This window comes from Lentilactobacillus senioris DSM 24302 = JCM 17472, assembly GCF_001436555.1.
In the GTDB taxonomy this organism is placed as follows: Bacteria; Bacillota; Bacilli; order Lactobacillales; family Lactobacillaceae; genus Lentilactobacillus; species Lentilactobacillus senioris.
On sequence record NZ_AYZR01000004.1, the window covers coordinates 414,720 to 431,045 of the forward strand.

General features: G+C 41.1%; 17 protein-coding genes. 16 read left to right on the top strand and 1 reads right to left on the bottom strand.

Annotation, left to right across the window (positions count from 1 at the left end; genetic code table 11):
• Position 1 precedes the first annotated feature (1 nt).
• The 14 genes from FC56_RS02260 (at position 2) to FC56_RS02325 (ending at position 12,678) form a co-directional block, all read left to right on the top strand.
• Positions 2-1,315: an NCS2 family permease gene (locus tag FC56_RS02260; protein WP_056977785.1), complete on the top strand. Its 1,314-nt coding sequence runs from the start codon at positions 2-4 to the stop codon at positions 1,313-1,315.
• A 23-nt stretch (positions 1,316-1,338) separates the two neighbouring features.
• On the top strand, positions 1,339-2,253 hold the full coding sequence (rihC, locus tag FC56_RS02265) for a ribonucleoside hydrolase RihC (protein ID WP_056977787.1): 915 nt from the start codon (positions 1,339-1,341) through the stop codon (positions 2,251-2,253).
• A 179-nt stretch (positions 2,254-2,432) separates the two neighbouring features.
• Complete coding sequence (rsmG, locus tag FC56_RS02270) at positions 2,433-3,161, top strand: 16S rRNA (guanine(527)-N(7))-methyltransferase RsmG (protein WP_056977788.1); 729 nt, start codon at positions 2,433-2,435, stop codon at positions 3,159-3,161.
• A 17-nt stretch (positions 3,162-3,178) separates the two neighbouring features.
• A complete protein-coding gene (locus FC56_RS02275) occupies positions 3,179-3,946 on the top strand; it encodes a ParA family protein (RefSeq protein ID WP_056977790.1) in 768 nt (255 codons plus the stop codon).
• Complete coding sequence (locus tag FC56_RS02280; protein ID WP_056977792.1) at positions 3,936-4,829, top strand: ParB/RepB/Spo0J family partition protein; 894 nt, start codon at positions 3,936-3,938, stop codon at positions 4,827-4,829. Before FC56_RS02275 ends, FC56_RS02280 begins: the two co-directional genes overlap by 11 nt.
• A gap of 11 nt (positions 4,830-4,840) precedes the next feature.
• The gene (locus FC56_RS02285; protein ID WP_056977794.1) at positions 4,841-5,026 is read left to right on the top strand and encodes a DUF951 domain-containing protein; all 186 of its coding nucleotides are present in this window, start codon (positions 4,841-4,843) and stop codon (positions 5,024-5,026) included.
• 17 nt (positions 5,027-5,043) lie between these two features.
• The gene (gene ychF / locus FC56_RS02290) at positions 5,044-6,144 is read left to right on the top strand and encodes a redox-regulated ATPase YchF (protein ID WP_056977796.1); all 1,101 of its coding nucleotides are present in this window, start codon (positions 5,044-5,046) and stop codon (positions 6,142-6,144) included.
• A gap of 13 nt (positions 6,145-6,157) precedes the next feature.
• Positions 6,158-6,871, top strand: a complete 714-nt coding sequence (locus tag FC56_RS02295) for a DUF1129 family protein (RefSeq protein WP_056977798.1) — start codon at positions 6,158-6,160, stop codon at positions 6,869-6,871.
• A 64-nt stretch (positions 6,872-6,935) separates the two neighbouring features.
• Positions 6,936-8,075: an IMP dehydrogenase gene (gene guaB, locus FC56_RS02300; protein ID WP_056977800.1), complete on the top strand. Its 1,140-nt coding sequence runs from the start codon at positions 6,936-6,938 to the stop codon at positions 8,073-8,075.
• A gap of 194 nt (positions 8,076-8,269) precedes the next feature.
• On the top strand, positions 8,270-8,959 hold the full coding sequence (croR, locus tag FC56_RS02305) for a response regulator transcription factor CroR (RefSeq protein ID WP_056977802.1): 690 nt from the start codon (positions 8,270-8,272) through the stop codon (positions 8,957-8,959).
• A 23-nt stretch (positions 8,960-8,982) separates the two neighbouring features.
• A complete protein-coding gene (locus FC56_RS02310) occupies positions 8,983-10,167 on the top strand; it encodes a sensor histidine kinase (RefSeq protein WP_056977804.1) in 1,185 nt (394 codons plus the stop codon).
• Entirely contained in the window at positions 10,164-11,435 is a 1,272-nt protein-coding gene (locus FC56_RS02315; protein ID WP_225425400.1) for a D-alanyl-D-alanine carboxypeptidase family protein, read from the top strand. The genes FC56_RS02310 and FC56_RS02315 overlap by 4 nt, the downstream gene beginning before the upstream one ends.
• 106 nt (positions 11,436-11,541) lie before the next feature.
• On the top strand, positions 11,542-12,336 hold the full coding sequence (locus tag FC56_RS02320) for an AzlC family ABC transporter permease (protein ID WP_056977807.1): 795 nt from the start codon (positions 11,542-11,544) through the stop codon (positions 12,334-12,336).
• A gap of 9 nt (positions 12,337-12,345) precedes the next feature.
• A complete protein-coding gene (locus FC56_RS02325) occupies positions 12,346-12,678 on the top strand; it encodes an AzlD domain-containing protein (protein ID WP_054671571.1) in 333 nt (110 codons plus the stop codon).
• A 253-nt stretch (positions 12,679-12,931) separates the two neighbouring features.
• Here the strand turns inward: FC56_RS02325 and FC56_RS02330 are convergent, their stop codons facing one another.
• Positions 12,932-14,104: an SAM-dependent methyltransferase gene (locus FC56_RS02330; protein ID WP_056977809.1), complete on the bottom strand. Its 1,173-nt coding sequence runs from the start codon at positions 14,102-14,104 to the stop codon at positions 12,932-12,934.
• Between the two features lie 155 nt (positions 14,105-14,259).
• Here FC56_RS02330 and FC56_RS02335 point away from each other — a divergent pair, with 155 nt between their 5' ends.
• Positions 14,260-15,246, top strand: coding sequence for a hypothetical protein (locus FC56_RS02335; protein ID WP_054671577.1), 987 nt, complete (start codon positions 14,260-14,262; stop codon positions 15,244-15,246).
• A gap of 62 nt (positions 15,247-15,308) precedes the next feature.
• Positions 15,309-16,310 carry an AI-2E family transporter gene (locus tag FC56_RS02340; RefSeq protein ID WP_263862240.1) on the top strand — a complete coding sequence of 334 codons (1,002 nt, stop codon included), beginning with the start codon at positions 15,309-15,311 and terminating at the stop codon, positions 16,308-16,310.
• The last annotated feature ends 16 nt before the right edge of the window (positions 16,311-16,326 follow it).

The window sequence follows — 16,326 nt, forward strand, 5'->3', positions numbered from 1 at the left end:
TTTGAATAAGTTTTCTAACCAAGAAGAGGTAGCTAACCAGCTACCTCTTCTGGACGCATTAAGGAATAAACAAATTTTAAAACGCGAAATTATTGCTGGTATTACTGGCTTTTTCGCCATTTCATATATTATTATTGTAAATCCATTGATCCTAAAGGATGCAGGGATACCAACTAATTTAAGTGTTTTTGCTACCATCATCGCTTCAGCGATCGGTTGCTTCATCATGGGCTTTTGGGCCAACGCCCCGGTAATTTTAACACCGGGGATGGGAGTGAACGCCTTCTTCACCTACACCGTTGTAGTAGGGATGGGCTTTACTTGGCAAGAAGCCATCGCTATATCGATGGTAGCTAGTGTGATTTACGCGTTGGTCGCGTTTACTAAGCTAGCTACGATTTTAGCAGATGGAATTCCGGAAACCTTAAAGGCCGGGATTACTGCCGGAATTGGTCTGTTCTTGGTGGAAATTGGATTAGAAAAGGCACAGTTAATCAAAAAGGGGACTAGCTCACTGTTGGCGGTTGGCAATTTAGCTCAACCCGCTACTTTATTAGCTTTATTTGGCTTATTGCTAACTTTGGTTCTCTTTTTGCGCAACGTAACGGGTGGCTTTTTCATCGGTATTTTGGTCACCTCGATTCTCGGAGTGATCTTCAATATCAAAGACCAATCAGCCCCAACCGTTACTTTGAGTGACTTCGGTCAATATCGTAAAATTTTATTTGCTGGCGATTTTAGCCATATTGCTAGCATTCCTGTGATTTTAGCCATTTTTTCATTAACTATGATTTTGGTATTTGAATCAATGGGGTTACTAGAAGGAATTTTGCCGAACCCGAAAAAGTTCCGCAAAGCATTTCAAGCCAGTTCGGTAACTAGTTTTCTTTCTGGAATTTTAGGGACAAGTCCCACTGTGGCGGCGGCCGAAAGTGCTTCCGGAATTGAAAGCGGGGGTCGGACCGGACTAATGGCCATTGTGGCCGGAATCATGTTTACTTTGTCGCTATTCTTCATTCCCTTATTGGCGTATGTTCCCCAAGCTGCAATTGCTCCCGTGATTATTATTACCGGAGCGTTAATGATGGCAGCGTTGGCTCGTATTAATTTAAATGATTTTGCAGAATGGTTCCCAGCCTTTCTAATCGTTGTGCTGATTCCGTTTACCACTAGTATTTCTACCGGGTTAGCATTTGGCTTTGTGACTTATCCGTTGCTTCAAATTGCAACTGGAAAGGCTAAACAAATTTCGATTCCAACGTATGTGTTGGGTGGTTTGTTTTTAGTAGATTTGGTGCTTAGTGCACTACTTTAATTAAGAAAGTCGAGGTAATTATCATGACCATTAAGATTATTATGGATACAGATCCAGGAATTGATGATGCAGCAGCATTAACAATGGCAATTAACGATCCTCAAATCGATTTAGCGTTGGTAACTTCAGTTGCCGGTAACGTGACAGTTGACAAAACCACTAAGAACGCTCAAAAAATTGTCCGTTTCTTCAACGCCGACGTGCCAGTAGCTGCTGGTGCTCAACAACCATTGATTAAAGAATTCGAAGACGCTGCGCGAATTCACGGTGAATCAGGAATGCCCGGTTACGACTTCCCTGAAGATTTACCCAAACCCCTTGATATGACTGCAGTGGAAGCTTTGCATAAGTACATTATGGAAAGCGACGAAAACATTACTTTGGTTCCTACTGGTTCATACACTAATATCGCTTTGTTGTTCAGTGAATACCCAGAAGTTAAGACTAAGATTGATCGTATCGTGGCCATGGGTGGCTCCTTGGGAATGGGCAATATGACTAGTGCTGCCGAATTCAACGTCTTCACTGATCCGGATGCCGCTAAAATCATGTATCAATCTGGGGTACCAATCGTGATGATTGGCTTAGACATCACTATGAAAGCATTATTGACTCCGGAATCTCTTACTAAGTTAGAACACATGAATGAAGCTGGTAAAATGCTTCATGACATTATTTCTAACGACGGCGATAAGAGTGAAGCTGGTAGTGCAATGCACGATGTTAACACTATTTTCTACTTACTTCATCCAGAAGCTATCACCACTAAAGATATGTGGATCGACGTCATTACTGATGGCCCTGCCATTGGTGAAACCGTTGGTGACATTCGTGGTGCTTACCATGATGGCAAGACTAATGCTAAAGTCGCTGTGGATATTGATGCAGCAGCCTTTAACAAGTGGTTCTTAGAAGAAGTTAGCCAAATTAAAGACTAGGTTGGTCTTTTCCAAATGAAAGATTCGTTTTCGGTTTAACCGGACGAATCTTTTTTTGTACAATTAAATGCCTTTTTCGGCCATTAAAATCGGCTGACTCGGTTGTCACCACGGGCATTTTACGTTAAAGTATAAGAAGACGTGGAACATTCTGTTTCACACTTTGCAGGAGAAAAAATATGAACATCGAACAGTTTAAAGCTGAACTTGCTCTTCACCAAATTCATTTGAGTGATAAGCAATTGCAACAATTTGAAGATTACTACCAATTATTGGTAGCAACCAATGAACACGTTAATTTAACAACCATTACAGAACATTCGGCGGTGTACTTGAAGCACTTTTATGATTCTTTGACCCCCGCTTTTTTTGTTGCCGAAATCAGAGATACTCCGATTAAATTATGTGATGTGGGTGCTGGGGCAGGCTTTCCATCAATTCCGTTGAAGATCGTTTTCCCAGAAATTGAAGTGACAATTGTTGATTCCTTAAACAAGCGGATTAACTTTTTGAAAGAGTTGGTAGAAAAGCTAGGTTTAACTGGCGTGCATTTAGTTCATGCCAGAGCTGAAGAGTTTGGGGCTGCCAAGTCTGATCACCGGGAAACTTTTGATATGGTTACTGCTCGCGCGGTGGCTCGCATGAGTGTCTTAAGTGAATTATGCTTGCCATTGGTAAAAGTTGGCGGCCATTTAGTTGCTCTTAAAGCTACTAAGACCCAAAGCGAATTAGAAGACGCTCAAAAGGCATTGAAAGTATTGGGTGGCACTATCGAAGCCGATTACGATTTAAAATTACCAATTACCGAAGATGAACGGCATATAGTGGTAATCGAGAAGAACAAGAAGACCCCGAAAAAGTTTCCACGTAAACCGGGAACTCCAAATAAGGAACCCATTCAGGCGTAAGCTAAAGGAGGATTCAGATGACCGATGTAATTGCCCTTGCTAATCAAAAGGGGGGAGTGGGTAAAACCACCACTACGGTTAACTTGGGAGCTGACTTAGCTACTTTGGGTAACCGCGTGTTGATAGTGGATGTTGATGCCCAAGGAAACGCAACTAGTGGGGTGGGCATTTCCAAAGCTGATATCCAAAAAGATATTTATGATGTGTTGATTAATGAAGCACCACTTGCAGATGTTATTATGGCAACGCAACATGAAAATTTAGATATTGTTCCGGCCACTATTCAATTATCAGGAGCTGAGATTGAATTGACTCCCCAAATGGCCAGAGAGATTCGTCTTAAGCAGGCGTTAGAAACGGTAAAGGAACAGTATGATTATGTACTAATTGATTGTCCACCATCGTTAGGACTTATTACAATTAATGCCTTTACTGCTAGCAATTCGATTCTCATCCCAGTCCAAAGTGAGTACTACGCCTTAGAAGGGTTAAGTCAATTGCTTAATACGATTGCCCTTGTTCGCAAGCACTTTAATGCGGATCTTAAAATCGAAGGAGTATTGTTAACGATGTACGATGCTCGAACTAACTTGGGAGCGCAAGTTAATAAAGAAGTACGTGATTATTTTAAAGACTCAGTGTATGACACCGTCATTCCTCGTAATGTCCGCTTATCTGAAGCGCCTAGTTATGGAATGCCGATTAGTGATTACGATCCTAAGTCCAAGGGAGCTGAGTGTTATTTGAATTTAGCCAAGGAGGTATTGGCAGCACATGGAGGATAAGAAACGAAAAGGCTCCGGGTTAGGCCGAGGAATTGAGGCGTTGTTTGCAGATAATGCAGTCGACACCAGTAAGGAAGAGGTTCATGATTTGGCGGTCGATGCTATCATGCCTAATCCTTATCAACCCCGACATCAATTTGATGAAAGTAAATTAGCTGATTTAACAGCTTCCATTAAAGAATCTGGTGTGTTTCAACCGGTGACTGTCAGACGTCCTAATCCAGAAATTAATGCGTATGAGTTACTAACCGGAGAACGGCGCTTACGTGCTTCTCGATTGGCTGGTCTATCATCAATTCCTGGGATAGTTCGTGATGTTAGCGATGAAGAAATGATGGAAATTGCGGTAGTCGAAAACTTACAACGAGAAGATTTAACCCCACTAGAAGAAGCAGAAGCGTATAATGCTTTGATGACCAAACTTAATTTGACTCAAGCAGAAGTTGCTAATCGGTTAGGGAAAAGTCGTCCGTATATCGCAAACTATCTTCGTATTTTGGGACTACCTGAAGAAATCAAAAATCTTTTGCAAGAAGAAAAGATCTCGATGGGCCAGGCTAGAACTTTACTGGGATTAGAAAACAAAAACCAAATTCCAGAACTAGCTGCTAAGACGGTTAAAAATGGAATGACGGTTCGCGAACTAGAACGCGAAGTGGCTAGATTGAACTCCGCTAACCACAAGGGTGAAACGAAGAGAAGCCGAGTAGTAAAAACGCCTTTTGTTAAGGAGTCGGAAAATCAACTGCAAGAACACTTTGGCACTAAAGTTTCCATTAACTCCACCAACAAGAAAAAAGGTGAGGGGAAAATTGAAATTGCCTATATGTCAGATGATGATTTGAACCGCATTTTGGATCTATTAAATGTCAACCTAGATTAGGAGGACGTAAAATGTACGAATTACACGATTTAGTTGAAATGAAAAAGCCCCATCCATGTGGTACCAACCGGTGGGAAATTATTCGCATGGGAGCCGACATTAAAATTCAATGTACCGGCTGCGGTCACGTGGTGATGCTGTCCCGGCGAGAATTTGAACATAAGCTCAAAAAAGTACTTCAAAAAGCAAACGATTAACGGAAGAAGGATTTAACATGTCACTTACTGCAGGAATTGTTGGTTTACCTAACGTCGGCAAATCAACTTTGTTTAACGCTATTACTAAGGCGGGCGCCGAAATGGCTAACTACCCGTTTGCCACAATCGATCCTAACGTGGGAATGGTTGAAGTTCCAGATGATCGTTTAGATCGTATTCAAGAATTGATTCCAGCTGATAAGGTGGTTCCAACTACTTTTGAATTTACCGATATTGCCGGAATTGTTAAGGGGGCCAGCAAGGGTGAAGGCCTCGGTAACAAGTTCTTAGAAAATATTCGCCAAGTAGACGCCATTGTGCACGTGGTACGGGCCTTTGATGATGATAATATCACTCACGTTTCTGGAAAAGTGGATCCTATTGACGATATTGAAACCATCAATTTGGAATTAGGGATGGCTGACTTAGAAGCTGTCGACAAACGCTTGAGTAAGGTTCAACGGGCTGCTAAAGGAAACGATAAAGATGCTAAAGCTGAATTAGCCGTTTTAGAAAAAATCAAACCCGTCTTAGAAGCCGGTGGAGCCGTTCGGACCATTGAATTCGACGAAGAAGAACAAAAGATTGTTAAAGGCCTATTCCTATTAACTTCTAAACCAGTTCTTTATGTAGCTAACATTGCCGAAGATGATATGGCTGATCCAGAAGCATCAGAATACTTCCAACAAATTAAGGAATATGCTGCTAAGGAAAATGCAGAGGCTATTGCTGTGGCTGCCGAAGCCGAAGAAGAAATTGCCGAATTAGATGATGCTGATAAAGCTGATTTCTTAGCTGCTGAAGGGGTAGAAGAACCCGGCTTGAACCGCTTGATTCGCGCTTCTTACAAACTTTTGGGATTACAAACTTTCTTCACCGCTGGTGGTAAAGAAACCAAGGCCTGGACTTTTAAGGCCGGAACCAAGGCCCCTCAAGCAGCCGGGATTATTCATTCTGATTTTGAACGTGGTTTTATCCGGGCCGAAGTAATGTCCTTTACTGATTTAGACGAATTAGAAACTCCATCCGCCGTTAAGGAAGCCGGTAAGTTGCGTTCGGAAGGTAAGGAATACGTCATGCAAGATGGCGACATTGTTGAATTTAGATTTAACGTATAAAGGAGCTTTTTAAGTGAGCAATAATGAAGAAAAGCGTAACGCTAACGTTCACCAGGATCGCAACCGGACTGCTAAACAAGGTCACCAACGGTTTGACGATTTAGGCTTAACTAAGCGTAACGCAGAATACATGTTTAAATTTAGCCAAGCTTTAAATGCCACTAAGTTAAGCGGTGAGGTTAAGGCTAATACCATTGACACTATGCTAGCAGAATTAAAAGACGGCCAAAAATCTGGTAAAACTGCTCGTAACATGTGGGGGACTGTCGAACAAAAAGTGCAAAACACAGTTAACCCACCCCAAAAAGAAGTAGGCGTAATGGGAGCAAACTACTGGCCTAACGCTGCTTACAACACCTTGATGTTCTTTATGATCTTCACTTTGTTGTACGGAATTACTTCCATGATGGCTAAGAATGCTAACACTAACACCACAATGGGAATTACTGGAATTATCGTTAGTTCATTAGTGGCCGGAGCTACTATTCCACTAGTTTCCAACCTATTCGATCCTAAGGCTAAGCACCGTTACTCTGGCTGGATACGAGTACTATTTTTGATTGGGTTGTTCTTAGTATGGATGGTCATTTTCTTTGGGGCCGCAGTCATCCCACGAGTAATCAATCCAATCATGCCACCTGCAGTGGATATTATTTTGGGTGTTATCGCTGCTCTTGGAATGTGGTATATTAAACGGAATTACTCAATTAGCAATACAATTTTTTAATGGTTACTAAACGGGATAGACGCATGAGCGCCGACCCGTTTTTTATAAACAGGAGGATTTTTTAATGGGAAAATGGGAAACTAAATTTAGCAAAAAGGGATATACTTTTGACGATGTGCTACTAATTCCAGCGGCTAGCGACGTGTTACCTAATGAAGTGGATTTGAGTACTCGCTTAGCGGGCAATTTGAAATTACGGGTGCCATTTATTAGTGCCGGAATGGACACCGTTACCGAAGCGCCAATGGCTATTGCAATGGCTCAACTAGGTGGGTTAGGCGTAGTGCATAAAAACCTAAGTATCGAAGCCCAAACTGCTGAAATTGCCAAAGTTAAGGCAGCACCAGTAACGGATACCGCTGCTGTGGATGCTAACGGTCATTTGGTGGTAGCTGCTGCAGTGGGGGTAACTTCAGATACCTTTGAACGGGCAGAATCATTGTTAAATGCTGGCGCAGATGCCATCGTGATTGATACTGCTCATGGTCACTCTGCTGGTGTCTTGCGTAAAATTGCTGAAATTAGAGACCAATTCCCTGCCGCCACATTGATTGCTGGTAACGTGGCTACTGGTGAAGGTACCGATGCGTTGTTTGCAGCCGGAGTTGACGTAGTTAAAGTGGGTATCGGACCAGGTTCTATCTGTACGACCCGGGTAGTTGCTGGGGTAGGGGTGCCTCAATTAACTGCTGTATATGATGCTGCTTCAGTTGCTCGCAAATGGGGTAAGCCAATTATCGCCGACGGTGGCATCAAGTACTCTGGTGATATTGTGAAAGCATTAGCTGCTGGTGGTAACGCCGTAATGCTAGGCAGCATGCTTGCTGGTACCGATGAAGCTCCAGGCGAAGTCTTTGAAGACAATGGTCGCAAGTACAAAACCTACCGCGGAATGGGAAGCATGGCTGCGATGGAACAGGCTCATGGTTCTAAAGATCGTTACTTCCAAAGTGGAGTTAACGAAGCTAACAAGTTGGTTCCTGAAGGAATTGAAGGAGAGATTGCTTACAAGGGTTCCGTCAACGATATTATCTTCCAATTAGTTGGAGGATTACGTTCCGGAATGGGATACACAGGATCTGCTAACATTACTGCGTTGAACGATAATGCTCAATTTGTGGAAATTTCTAATGCCGGCCTGATTGAATCTCATCCGCACGACGTCAAAATGACAAAAGACGCTCCAAACTATTCAGAACATTAAAAGAAAAAGTCGGTTAATGCCGGCTTTTTATTTAGTTATAGATATTTGAAAAATTAGAAGCACTTTAAACTACGTTGGTTCTAGCACTCTATAGTTTTCGTTAAGCTTAAAGGCCCCTAGTTGGTCATCATATCCAAAAAGTGTAGAATTAAGTTAGGTTGATCTATCATTAATTATTAAATGAGGTTACTATTATGAAAATATTAGTTGTTGATGACGATAAAGAAATTGCACAATTATTAGAAATTTACATTCGAAATGAAGGGTATGAACCAGTCTCTGCTTATAGCGGTCAAGAAGCACTTACTAAGTTACGGACTGAATCAGATATCGGCTTGATGATTTTAGATATCATGATGCCTAAGATGAACGGAATTGAAGTGATTAAGGAAGTCCGTAAAGACTCTCAAATTCCAATTATCGTCCTTTCTGCTAAGACCGAAGATATGGATAAAATTCAAGGCTTGATCAGTGGTGCGGACGATTACGTTACCAAACCATTCAACCCACTAGAAGTAATGGCTAGAGTGAAATCATTACTCCGGCGAGCAGAAGAGCATGTAACCGATGATACCCCAGATATTTTAGACATCGGTCCGTTAACGATTAATAAGGACTCTCACGAAGTAAAAACTATCACTGGTACCCCAATCCAGTTGACAGCCTTGGAATTTGGTATTTTATACCTCTTAGCTAGTCATCCGAACCGGGTCTTTTCTGCTGACGAAATTTTTGAACGGGTATGGCGGCAAGAAAGTATCGTTTCCGCTAAAACGGTTATGGTTCATGTGAGTCATTTACGTGATAAAATTGAAGAAGCTACCAACGGTGAAAAGGTTATTCAAACTGTTTGGGGCGTAGGCTATAAAATCGAATCCCATTAATCTAAGAAAAGGAAGCAGATAACGTGAAACTAACTGGCCGTGAAAAAACTGAATTATTTTTAGAAGGGGTCGTTACGGTTATTCTGCTACTGCTTTTGAACTTGTCGATCATTGTTCTAATCAACGAAACCTTATCGACTAATCCCGGCTTACAAGACGGGATTTTTATTATAAAACGATCTATCGTGATTGGTCCCAACCATTATCAGATTTGGAGCTGGGAAAATATTTTCATTGCTGCAATGTTTGTTTTTGACGCCGCAGTTGTATATTGGAGATTAATCCGGCGTTATCATCAAATTGAATTGCGCCACATCATTAACGAGCTTCATTACATTGCTAATGGTCATTTGGATCACCGAATTGATTTTCATTTGTCGGGAAATACTCAAACAGTAGTGGAAAGTATTAATGCTTTGGTAGATAGTGTGATTGAATCTATTGAAGAAGAACGGGCAATCGAACATTCTAAGGATGAGTTGATTACTAACGTCAGCCATGATTTGAGAACGCCGTTAACTTCAATTTTAGGCTATCTCGGCTTAATTCAAGACAAACAGTACCATAGCGAAGAAGACCTGTTGAAATACACGGAAATTGCGTATTTAAAGTCAAAGCAAATGAAGTCGCTGGTTGATAATTTGTTTGAGTACACTAAAGTACAACAAACCGGGACGCAGTTGTCGTATAATCGAATTGACGTAGACCAAATGTTAGAGCAGTTAGTGGCCAGCTTTGAGTTAGAAGCTAACAAGCATGACTTGGTGGTTACGGCTGACGATAATGACTCCCAATTGTTCATTGAAGCGGATGCTGAAAAACTGGGACGGGTATTTAATAACCTGATTGCTAACGCCATTAAATATGGGGTGGGTGGTAAGCACATTTACCTCAAGGCCACGAAAAAAAATGATGAAGAAGCCGTCATTGAGGTTATCAATGATGGTCCTAAAATTCCCAAAGAATCACTTAACCAAATTTTTGAACGGTTCTATCGAGTGGAAGGATCCCGAAATAAGGATACTGGAGGAGCCGGTCTGGGGTTAGCGATTGCCCAAAGTATTGTGCAACTCCATGGTGGTTACATCGATGTTACTTCGGATGATGAGTTTACTACGTTTGCAATTCATATCCCGATTACTAGAAATGATCAAATTACTAATCCTCAATCCCACCAATTAATTTCTAAGCAAGGAGAAAAGAAATGATGCGATTCAAGAAAACTTTGCTGATCGGTACTGCAACGATCGGATTAGCTAGTAGCTTCACTGTAGCCCCGGCTCTAGCTGCCACCACGACAACTCCTAAAATTGCTGTCAAGGCAGCAATTGCGGTGGATAGTTCTACCGGTCAAATTTTGTATCACAAAAATACTAAGCAAACACTGCCGATTGCATCCATTTCTAAATTGCTGACTGTTTACATTGTGGTTCAACAAATCCAGGCCGGAAAATTAAAGTGGACGGATCAAGTTAAGATTTCTCCTGCCGTTGCTAAAATTAGTCAAAACAGCGAATTAACCAACGTACCACTGGTTAGCGGTGAATCGTACTCGGTTCGCGAACTAGTAAATGCTAGCTTGGTGGTGTCAGCTAACGCAGCAGCATTGGTACTGGGACAAAAGGTTTCCGGGTCGAGTGCGAACTTTAGGAAACTAATGCAAACCACTGCTAAGCAATTAGGTATTAAGGGCGCAAAATTATACAACGCTGCTGGGGTAACTAACGGTTTAGCTGGTGGGTTAAAATTAACTGGGGTTTCTGATGATGCTGAAAATAAAATGAGCGCTCAAGGAGTGGCATTGTTAGCTAGTCAGCTTCTGCAAGAAATGCCTAGTATTACCCAAATTACTAAAAAGACCAATCTTAATTTTGAGGGGACTACTTACGAAGGACATAACCTTTTATTAAAGGGGCAGTCTCAAGCACAACCCGGATTAAACGTGGATGGTTTGAAGTCTGGAACGTCCGATGCCGCTGGCGGATCTTTTGTGGGAACGGCAACTAAACGGGGGCACCGAATTGTCACCGTGGTCTTGCACGCTGGCAATCAATCGCCAACTGACCCAGCTCGTTACCAACAGACTGCTAAATTAATGAAATACGTTTATAAGACTTTTAAACCAGTCACTATAGCAGCGGGCACTAAGTTAAAGGGAGCCAGCAGTGCCGAAGTTCCTAATGGTAAGCAAACTACCGTTGGATTAAGAACTGCTAATATCGAAAGTGTATGGATTCCTAAAAGAGACGGTAAAAATTCTGTCACTGGAAGTTTGCAACTAGATAATGGCGAAAAGACTTTGACGGCGCCGGTAGTTAATAATGTGGCAGTAGGTAACGCGTATTTTAAAGTTGATGGAACAAGCCCAACGTATTTGCCATCTAATTCCAGTGCAATTTCTTTGACCACTGTTAATTCAGTGGATAAAGCCAACATCTTTGTGCGGGCTTGGCGGGCAATTGTTAACTGGTTTTAGGAAAACCGGTGTGTAAAGGGGTTTATTATTTTGTGAAAATCACCTATAATAAATCCTGGATTTTCTTTTTGAATCAATTCGGTTTTAATTAGATGGAGGATTCCTTTTGGCCAACAAAGTAGCTAATTCTAGGGTAGAGTTGCCAAAGTGGCGACAGATTTTAAACGTCTCTTTACCCGTTGATTTGAGTTATATTCCTATTGGTTTAGCTTGTGGGATTTTACTCAACGCGTCTGGATTTAATGTCTGGACAACACTGATGGTATCAGTAATGGTCTTTTCTGGTGGGGCGCAATTTTTGATTGCATCGTTACTAGCGACCAATGCCCCTATGTATTCGGTAGTTTTGATGTTATTCTTTCTTGAACTGCGGTATGCGTTGTTAGGTTCCAGTCTCTCCAAGTATTTACACGGAGAGTCACTGAAATTTACGGCGATTTTCGCCGCTTCAATGAACGATGAAAACTACGCGATCAATTACTTGAAGTTTTCAACTGATAAAAAATTTACCCCTCAGGATGCTTTGAAGGTGGAACATTTTACGCTACTCTTTTGGGCGGTAAGTAATATTATTGGAAGCTTAATTGGTAACGCTATTCATATTGATTTAACGGTGGTTCATTTTGCGTTAACGGCCTTGTTCTTATACATGATCGTGATGCAGTTAAAGGAATGGCTGTTAATTGTGATCTGCATTTTATCAGGATTTTTGGCCGTCTTCTTCTTAGTTTTGACGAAGTCGACACTGGGATTAGTTATTTCAACGATCGTATCTTCGTTGATCGGGTTTGCAATTGAAGCTCAAATTCGCAAGCATAATCCTAAGAGTCGGTGGATTCATCCAATGAAGAACCCAGCGGGATCACCGGTGGAAGAAGATCTTGAAGACGAAGAAGAGTAGGAGTAAGGCATGGAATGGAATACGATGCAACATGTGTGGTTAATTTTAGCGTGCTTCGTGGTGGCGTTTGCTCCACGGTTTATTCCGCTATTGTTTTTCCGAACTAGAAAAATTCCCACATGGTTTAACGAATGGATGAAATACGTTCCCATTTCGCTATTCACGGCGTTGGTGGTTAAGGACATCTTTATTAACGAAGCTTATGCATTCTCCCTTGCTGATAAAGCACCGCAAATGATTGCGGCAGTGTTAGTAATCGGAATTGCTTATTGGACTCGTTCCATGGCTTTGTCTGTTATTTTGGGATTAGTTGCTGTGTTCTTGTTAGCAGCGTTCATTTAAAAAATTAGAAAAAGACCGCAAACTTAGTTTGCGGTCTTTTTATTAGATTAATTTTTAATTACTCCGAAATAAACCGTAGTTTCCAAGCGCAGTAGTTGAATGAGTTTCAAAAAGCAAAACCTTAGCACTTTACTAAAAACGGCTTCGGGGATCAACTAACTCACTTAACTACAAAATAACAGGTAGCAACTGTCGCCGAACTACCAGTTGTTTTTAGGTTAGAAACTCGTTAGTTCCCGATCCCCTCAGCACTTTACTTATACATATAATCTCTGGTCATTGGTAATGACTTGCCGGCCGCACCCTTAGAAATTAAGTATTGGATCACGTCGATATTTCCTGACTTAAATGATGCTGCACAGGCCTGGAGGTAAAGATCCCACATCCGAGCAAAGTCTTCATCAAACATTTCAACTACTTGGTCACGGACTTCGTTGAAGTTAGCATCCCAAATTTCGGTAGTCTTTTGATAATGTCTACGAAGAGATTCCATATCATAGATCTGCAAATCGTTTTCTTCAATGTGTTGGATGTTTTCTACTAAACCGGGAACGTAACCACCTGGGAAGATCCATTTGTTCAACCAACCGTTAGTAGCTCCACCTTGTTGACGGGTAATTCCGTGAATCAAGGCTACACCATCATCTGTTAAGTAGTTGTTAACACACTTGAAGTATTCACCAAGGTTTTCCTTACCCACGTGTTCGAACATTCCCACGGAAGTAATGTAATCGAATTGAACATCACCTAATTCGCGGTAGTCTACTAATTTGACATGGGCTACGTCTTGTAAGCCCCGGTCTCTAATTTGGTCGTGAACGTAGTCATACTGTTCTTGACTCAATGTGATCCCGGTAACGTCCAAATGATATTCTTCGGCAGCTGTAAGCATCAATGTACCCCAGCCACAACCAATATCTAAGAAGGTTTTGCCTGGTTGAGGGTCCAACTTTTTCAAAATATGGTGAACTTTGTTGAGTTGAGCCGTTTCCAAATCGTCTTCTGGAGTTTCAAAGTAAGCACAAGAATAGGTCATCGTTTTGTCTAACCATAACCGATAAAAATCGTTACCGATATCATAATGTTCCTGAATGTCTTTTTTACTTTCAGTCTCATCATGTGAAATCTTTGGTAGATAGTGGATGAATTTCTTGTTATGGAAGAAACTACCAGCGGTATCATATGCAGAAGTTAGTAGGTCTTCTAGACTGCCATGAACTTCGATGGTGCCGTTCATATAAGCTTCACCTAACGCAATTGAGGCATTTTTCAAAATTGCCCGAACCGGTACTTCTTGGTGGAATACAATGGATATTTCTGGAATTCCTTCTCCATAGGTTTCCGTTTTGCCATCCCAATACGTTACTTGTAAGGGAATGGAGAAACCATTTTTGAAAAAAGTATGGTAAAATCTTTTCTCCAACATATGAACTTCTCCTTCTTTCACTATAAAATACACAATTAGCATTATAACTCTTTTGGATTCTTTTTTGTAAGTGGGAGATAATAAATTCCCCTGTTCGAACATTAGGGGACTTAATGGTATAATGAAACAAATATTTAAAGCTTAGGAGGGGTCACGTGAAAAAGTGGATCTGGTTAGTCGTCGCCATTATCGTCGGCTTGGCGGTTGGAGGCTATTCCTATGCTCGCCATGCTGAAAATCAAAAACTTTATGAAGATGCAATTGAACAGGGAAATTTACAGATTTCCAATAAAAAATATACTGCTGCTGAAACTGAGTTTATGAACGCCCTTAAGAAGAAACCAGGAGATAAACGGGCTAATGTCTTATTGAAGCAAACGCAGGAATATGCTGCAGGCGATAGCAGTTTTGCTGCGCGGCAGTATCCGGATGCTAAAACAAGTTATACCCAGGTTACTAACACCAAGGGTGGTAATCAGCAATTAGTTGATCGGGCTAAGGATCAATTATCATTGATTAAAAAGATTCAAACCAATTTAGCCAAGTACACCAAAGTTTATAACAAAGCATTACAACAGCAAAAAGCTGGTCAATATGTTGATTCTAATATTACTTTGAATGAAATTTTGACTGATAAGAATGCTAGTCAAAGTTACTACAAAACTATTTTTAACAAGGCTAAAAAATTACGGGATTCTAATAACAGTGCGATTGAAAACAATAGCATCCCAACTGATCCTAATGAAGCCGATAACTTTGAACAACCAAGTAATGATCCGGTGGATAACCCGAATGTGGCAGCTAATTCTACTAGCTCCAGTAGTGCCAGTTCTGATACAGCTAGCACCAGTGAATCTAAGGACTCAGCTGTTAGTTCTTCTAGCTCTAGTGCTAGTCTGACTAGTTCGGAGAAAAAAGCCGCTGATAATTACAAGGGAAGTAATGAATACACCGTTCCAGATTCTAAGAAGAAGATTAATGGTAAAGATGCTACTGCTATGCAAATTAAGGAAGCTAGAGCAACCATTAAAGCTGCTGGAGTAGATGAAGGGGCATTAAGTGATCAAGACATTATTGATGCAATTAACGGTGCACTCAAGAAGAATGAATCCTTGGCACAATATGCTAAGGAAAACTTTTAATAACGGGGGCCAATTAACACGTGTGGGAAAAATTTGTTAATAATATTCAATTAAGGCGAATTGTGGTTTTAGCCTTAGCAATTGCAATCTTGGTAGTGTTTAGAGGGATGATGAGTATGATCTTGTTGACCTTTATTTTTACTTTGATTGTGGTTAAACTTTCTAACTTTGTTAGTGAGAAGACACCGATTCCGCGTACTTTGGTGGTAGTAGTGGTGTATGTATTAATCCTGATTGGGTTGTTTATTACTATCACTGACTACTTGCCTCAGTTATTGGATCAAACTATTAGTTCTACTAAGGATATGATTGATTTTTATTCTGATCCGAAGAACTTACCTGATGGCCAGACCATGGGGTGGATCAATGATGCGATTCAAAAGGCACATTTGATGGATCAAGTTCAAAACGGCGTGTCGCTGGTTTGGCACTACGTGACTAGTGTTGGAGCAATGGGAGTTACCTTGTTCCTGTCACTGATTCTTAGTTTCTTTTATGCAGTTGAACAAAACTCCATGGCTAAATTTTCTAAAGAGTTTTTAAGTAGTGATATTAGCTGGTTCTTCAGCGATCTTTACTTCTTTGGTAAAAAGTTTGTGGGTAGCTTCGGGGTAGTGATTGAAGCTCAATTCTTCATTGCCATTGTCAATACCGTGTTAACCACGATTGTCATGTACTTTATGCACATGCCAGAATTGGCAGTTCTCTCAATTATGATTTTTATCTTGAGCTTAATTCCAGTTGCTGGAGTGATTGTGTCACTAGTACCACTATCATTAGTGGCTTACTCTATTGGGGGCTTCACCGATGTTTTGTATATTTGGTTGATGATCTTAGCGGTGCATACCTTAGAAGCTTACGTACTAAATCCCAAGTTTATGTCGTCTAGAACCAATCTGCCCATTTTTTACACTTTTGTGGTGTTATTAGTGGCAGAACACTTCTTTGGTACTTGGGGATTGATTTGTGGGGTACCAATCTTCACGTTCTTCCTAGATATTACTGGAGTTCAAACGGAGAGTGCGGATCATACTAAAGGAATTACCGGTGATCAGCCCAAATAAAAGCTGAATTTTAGCG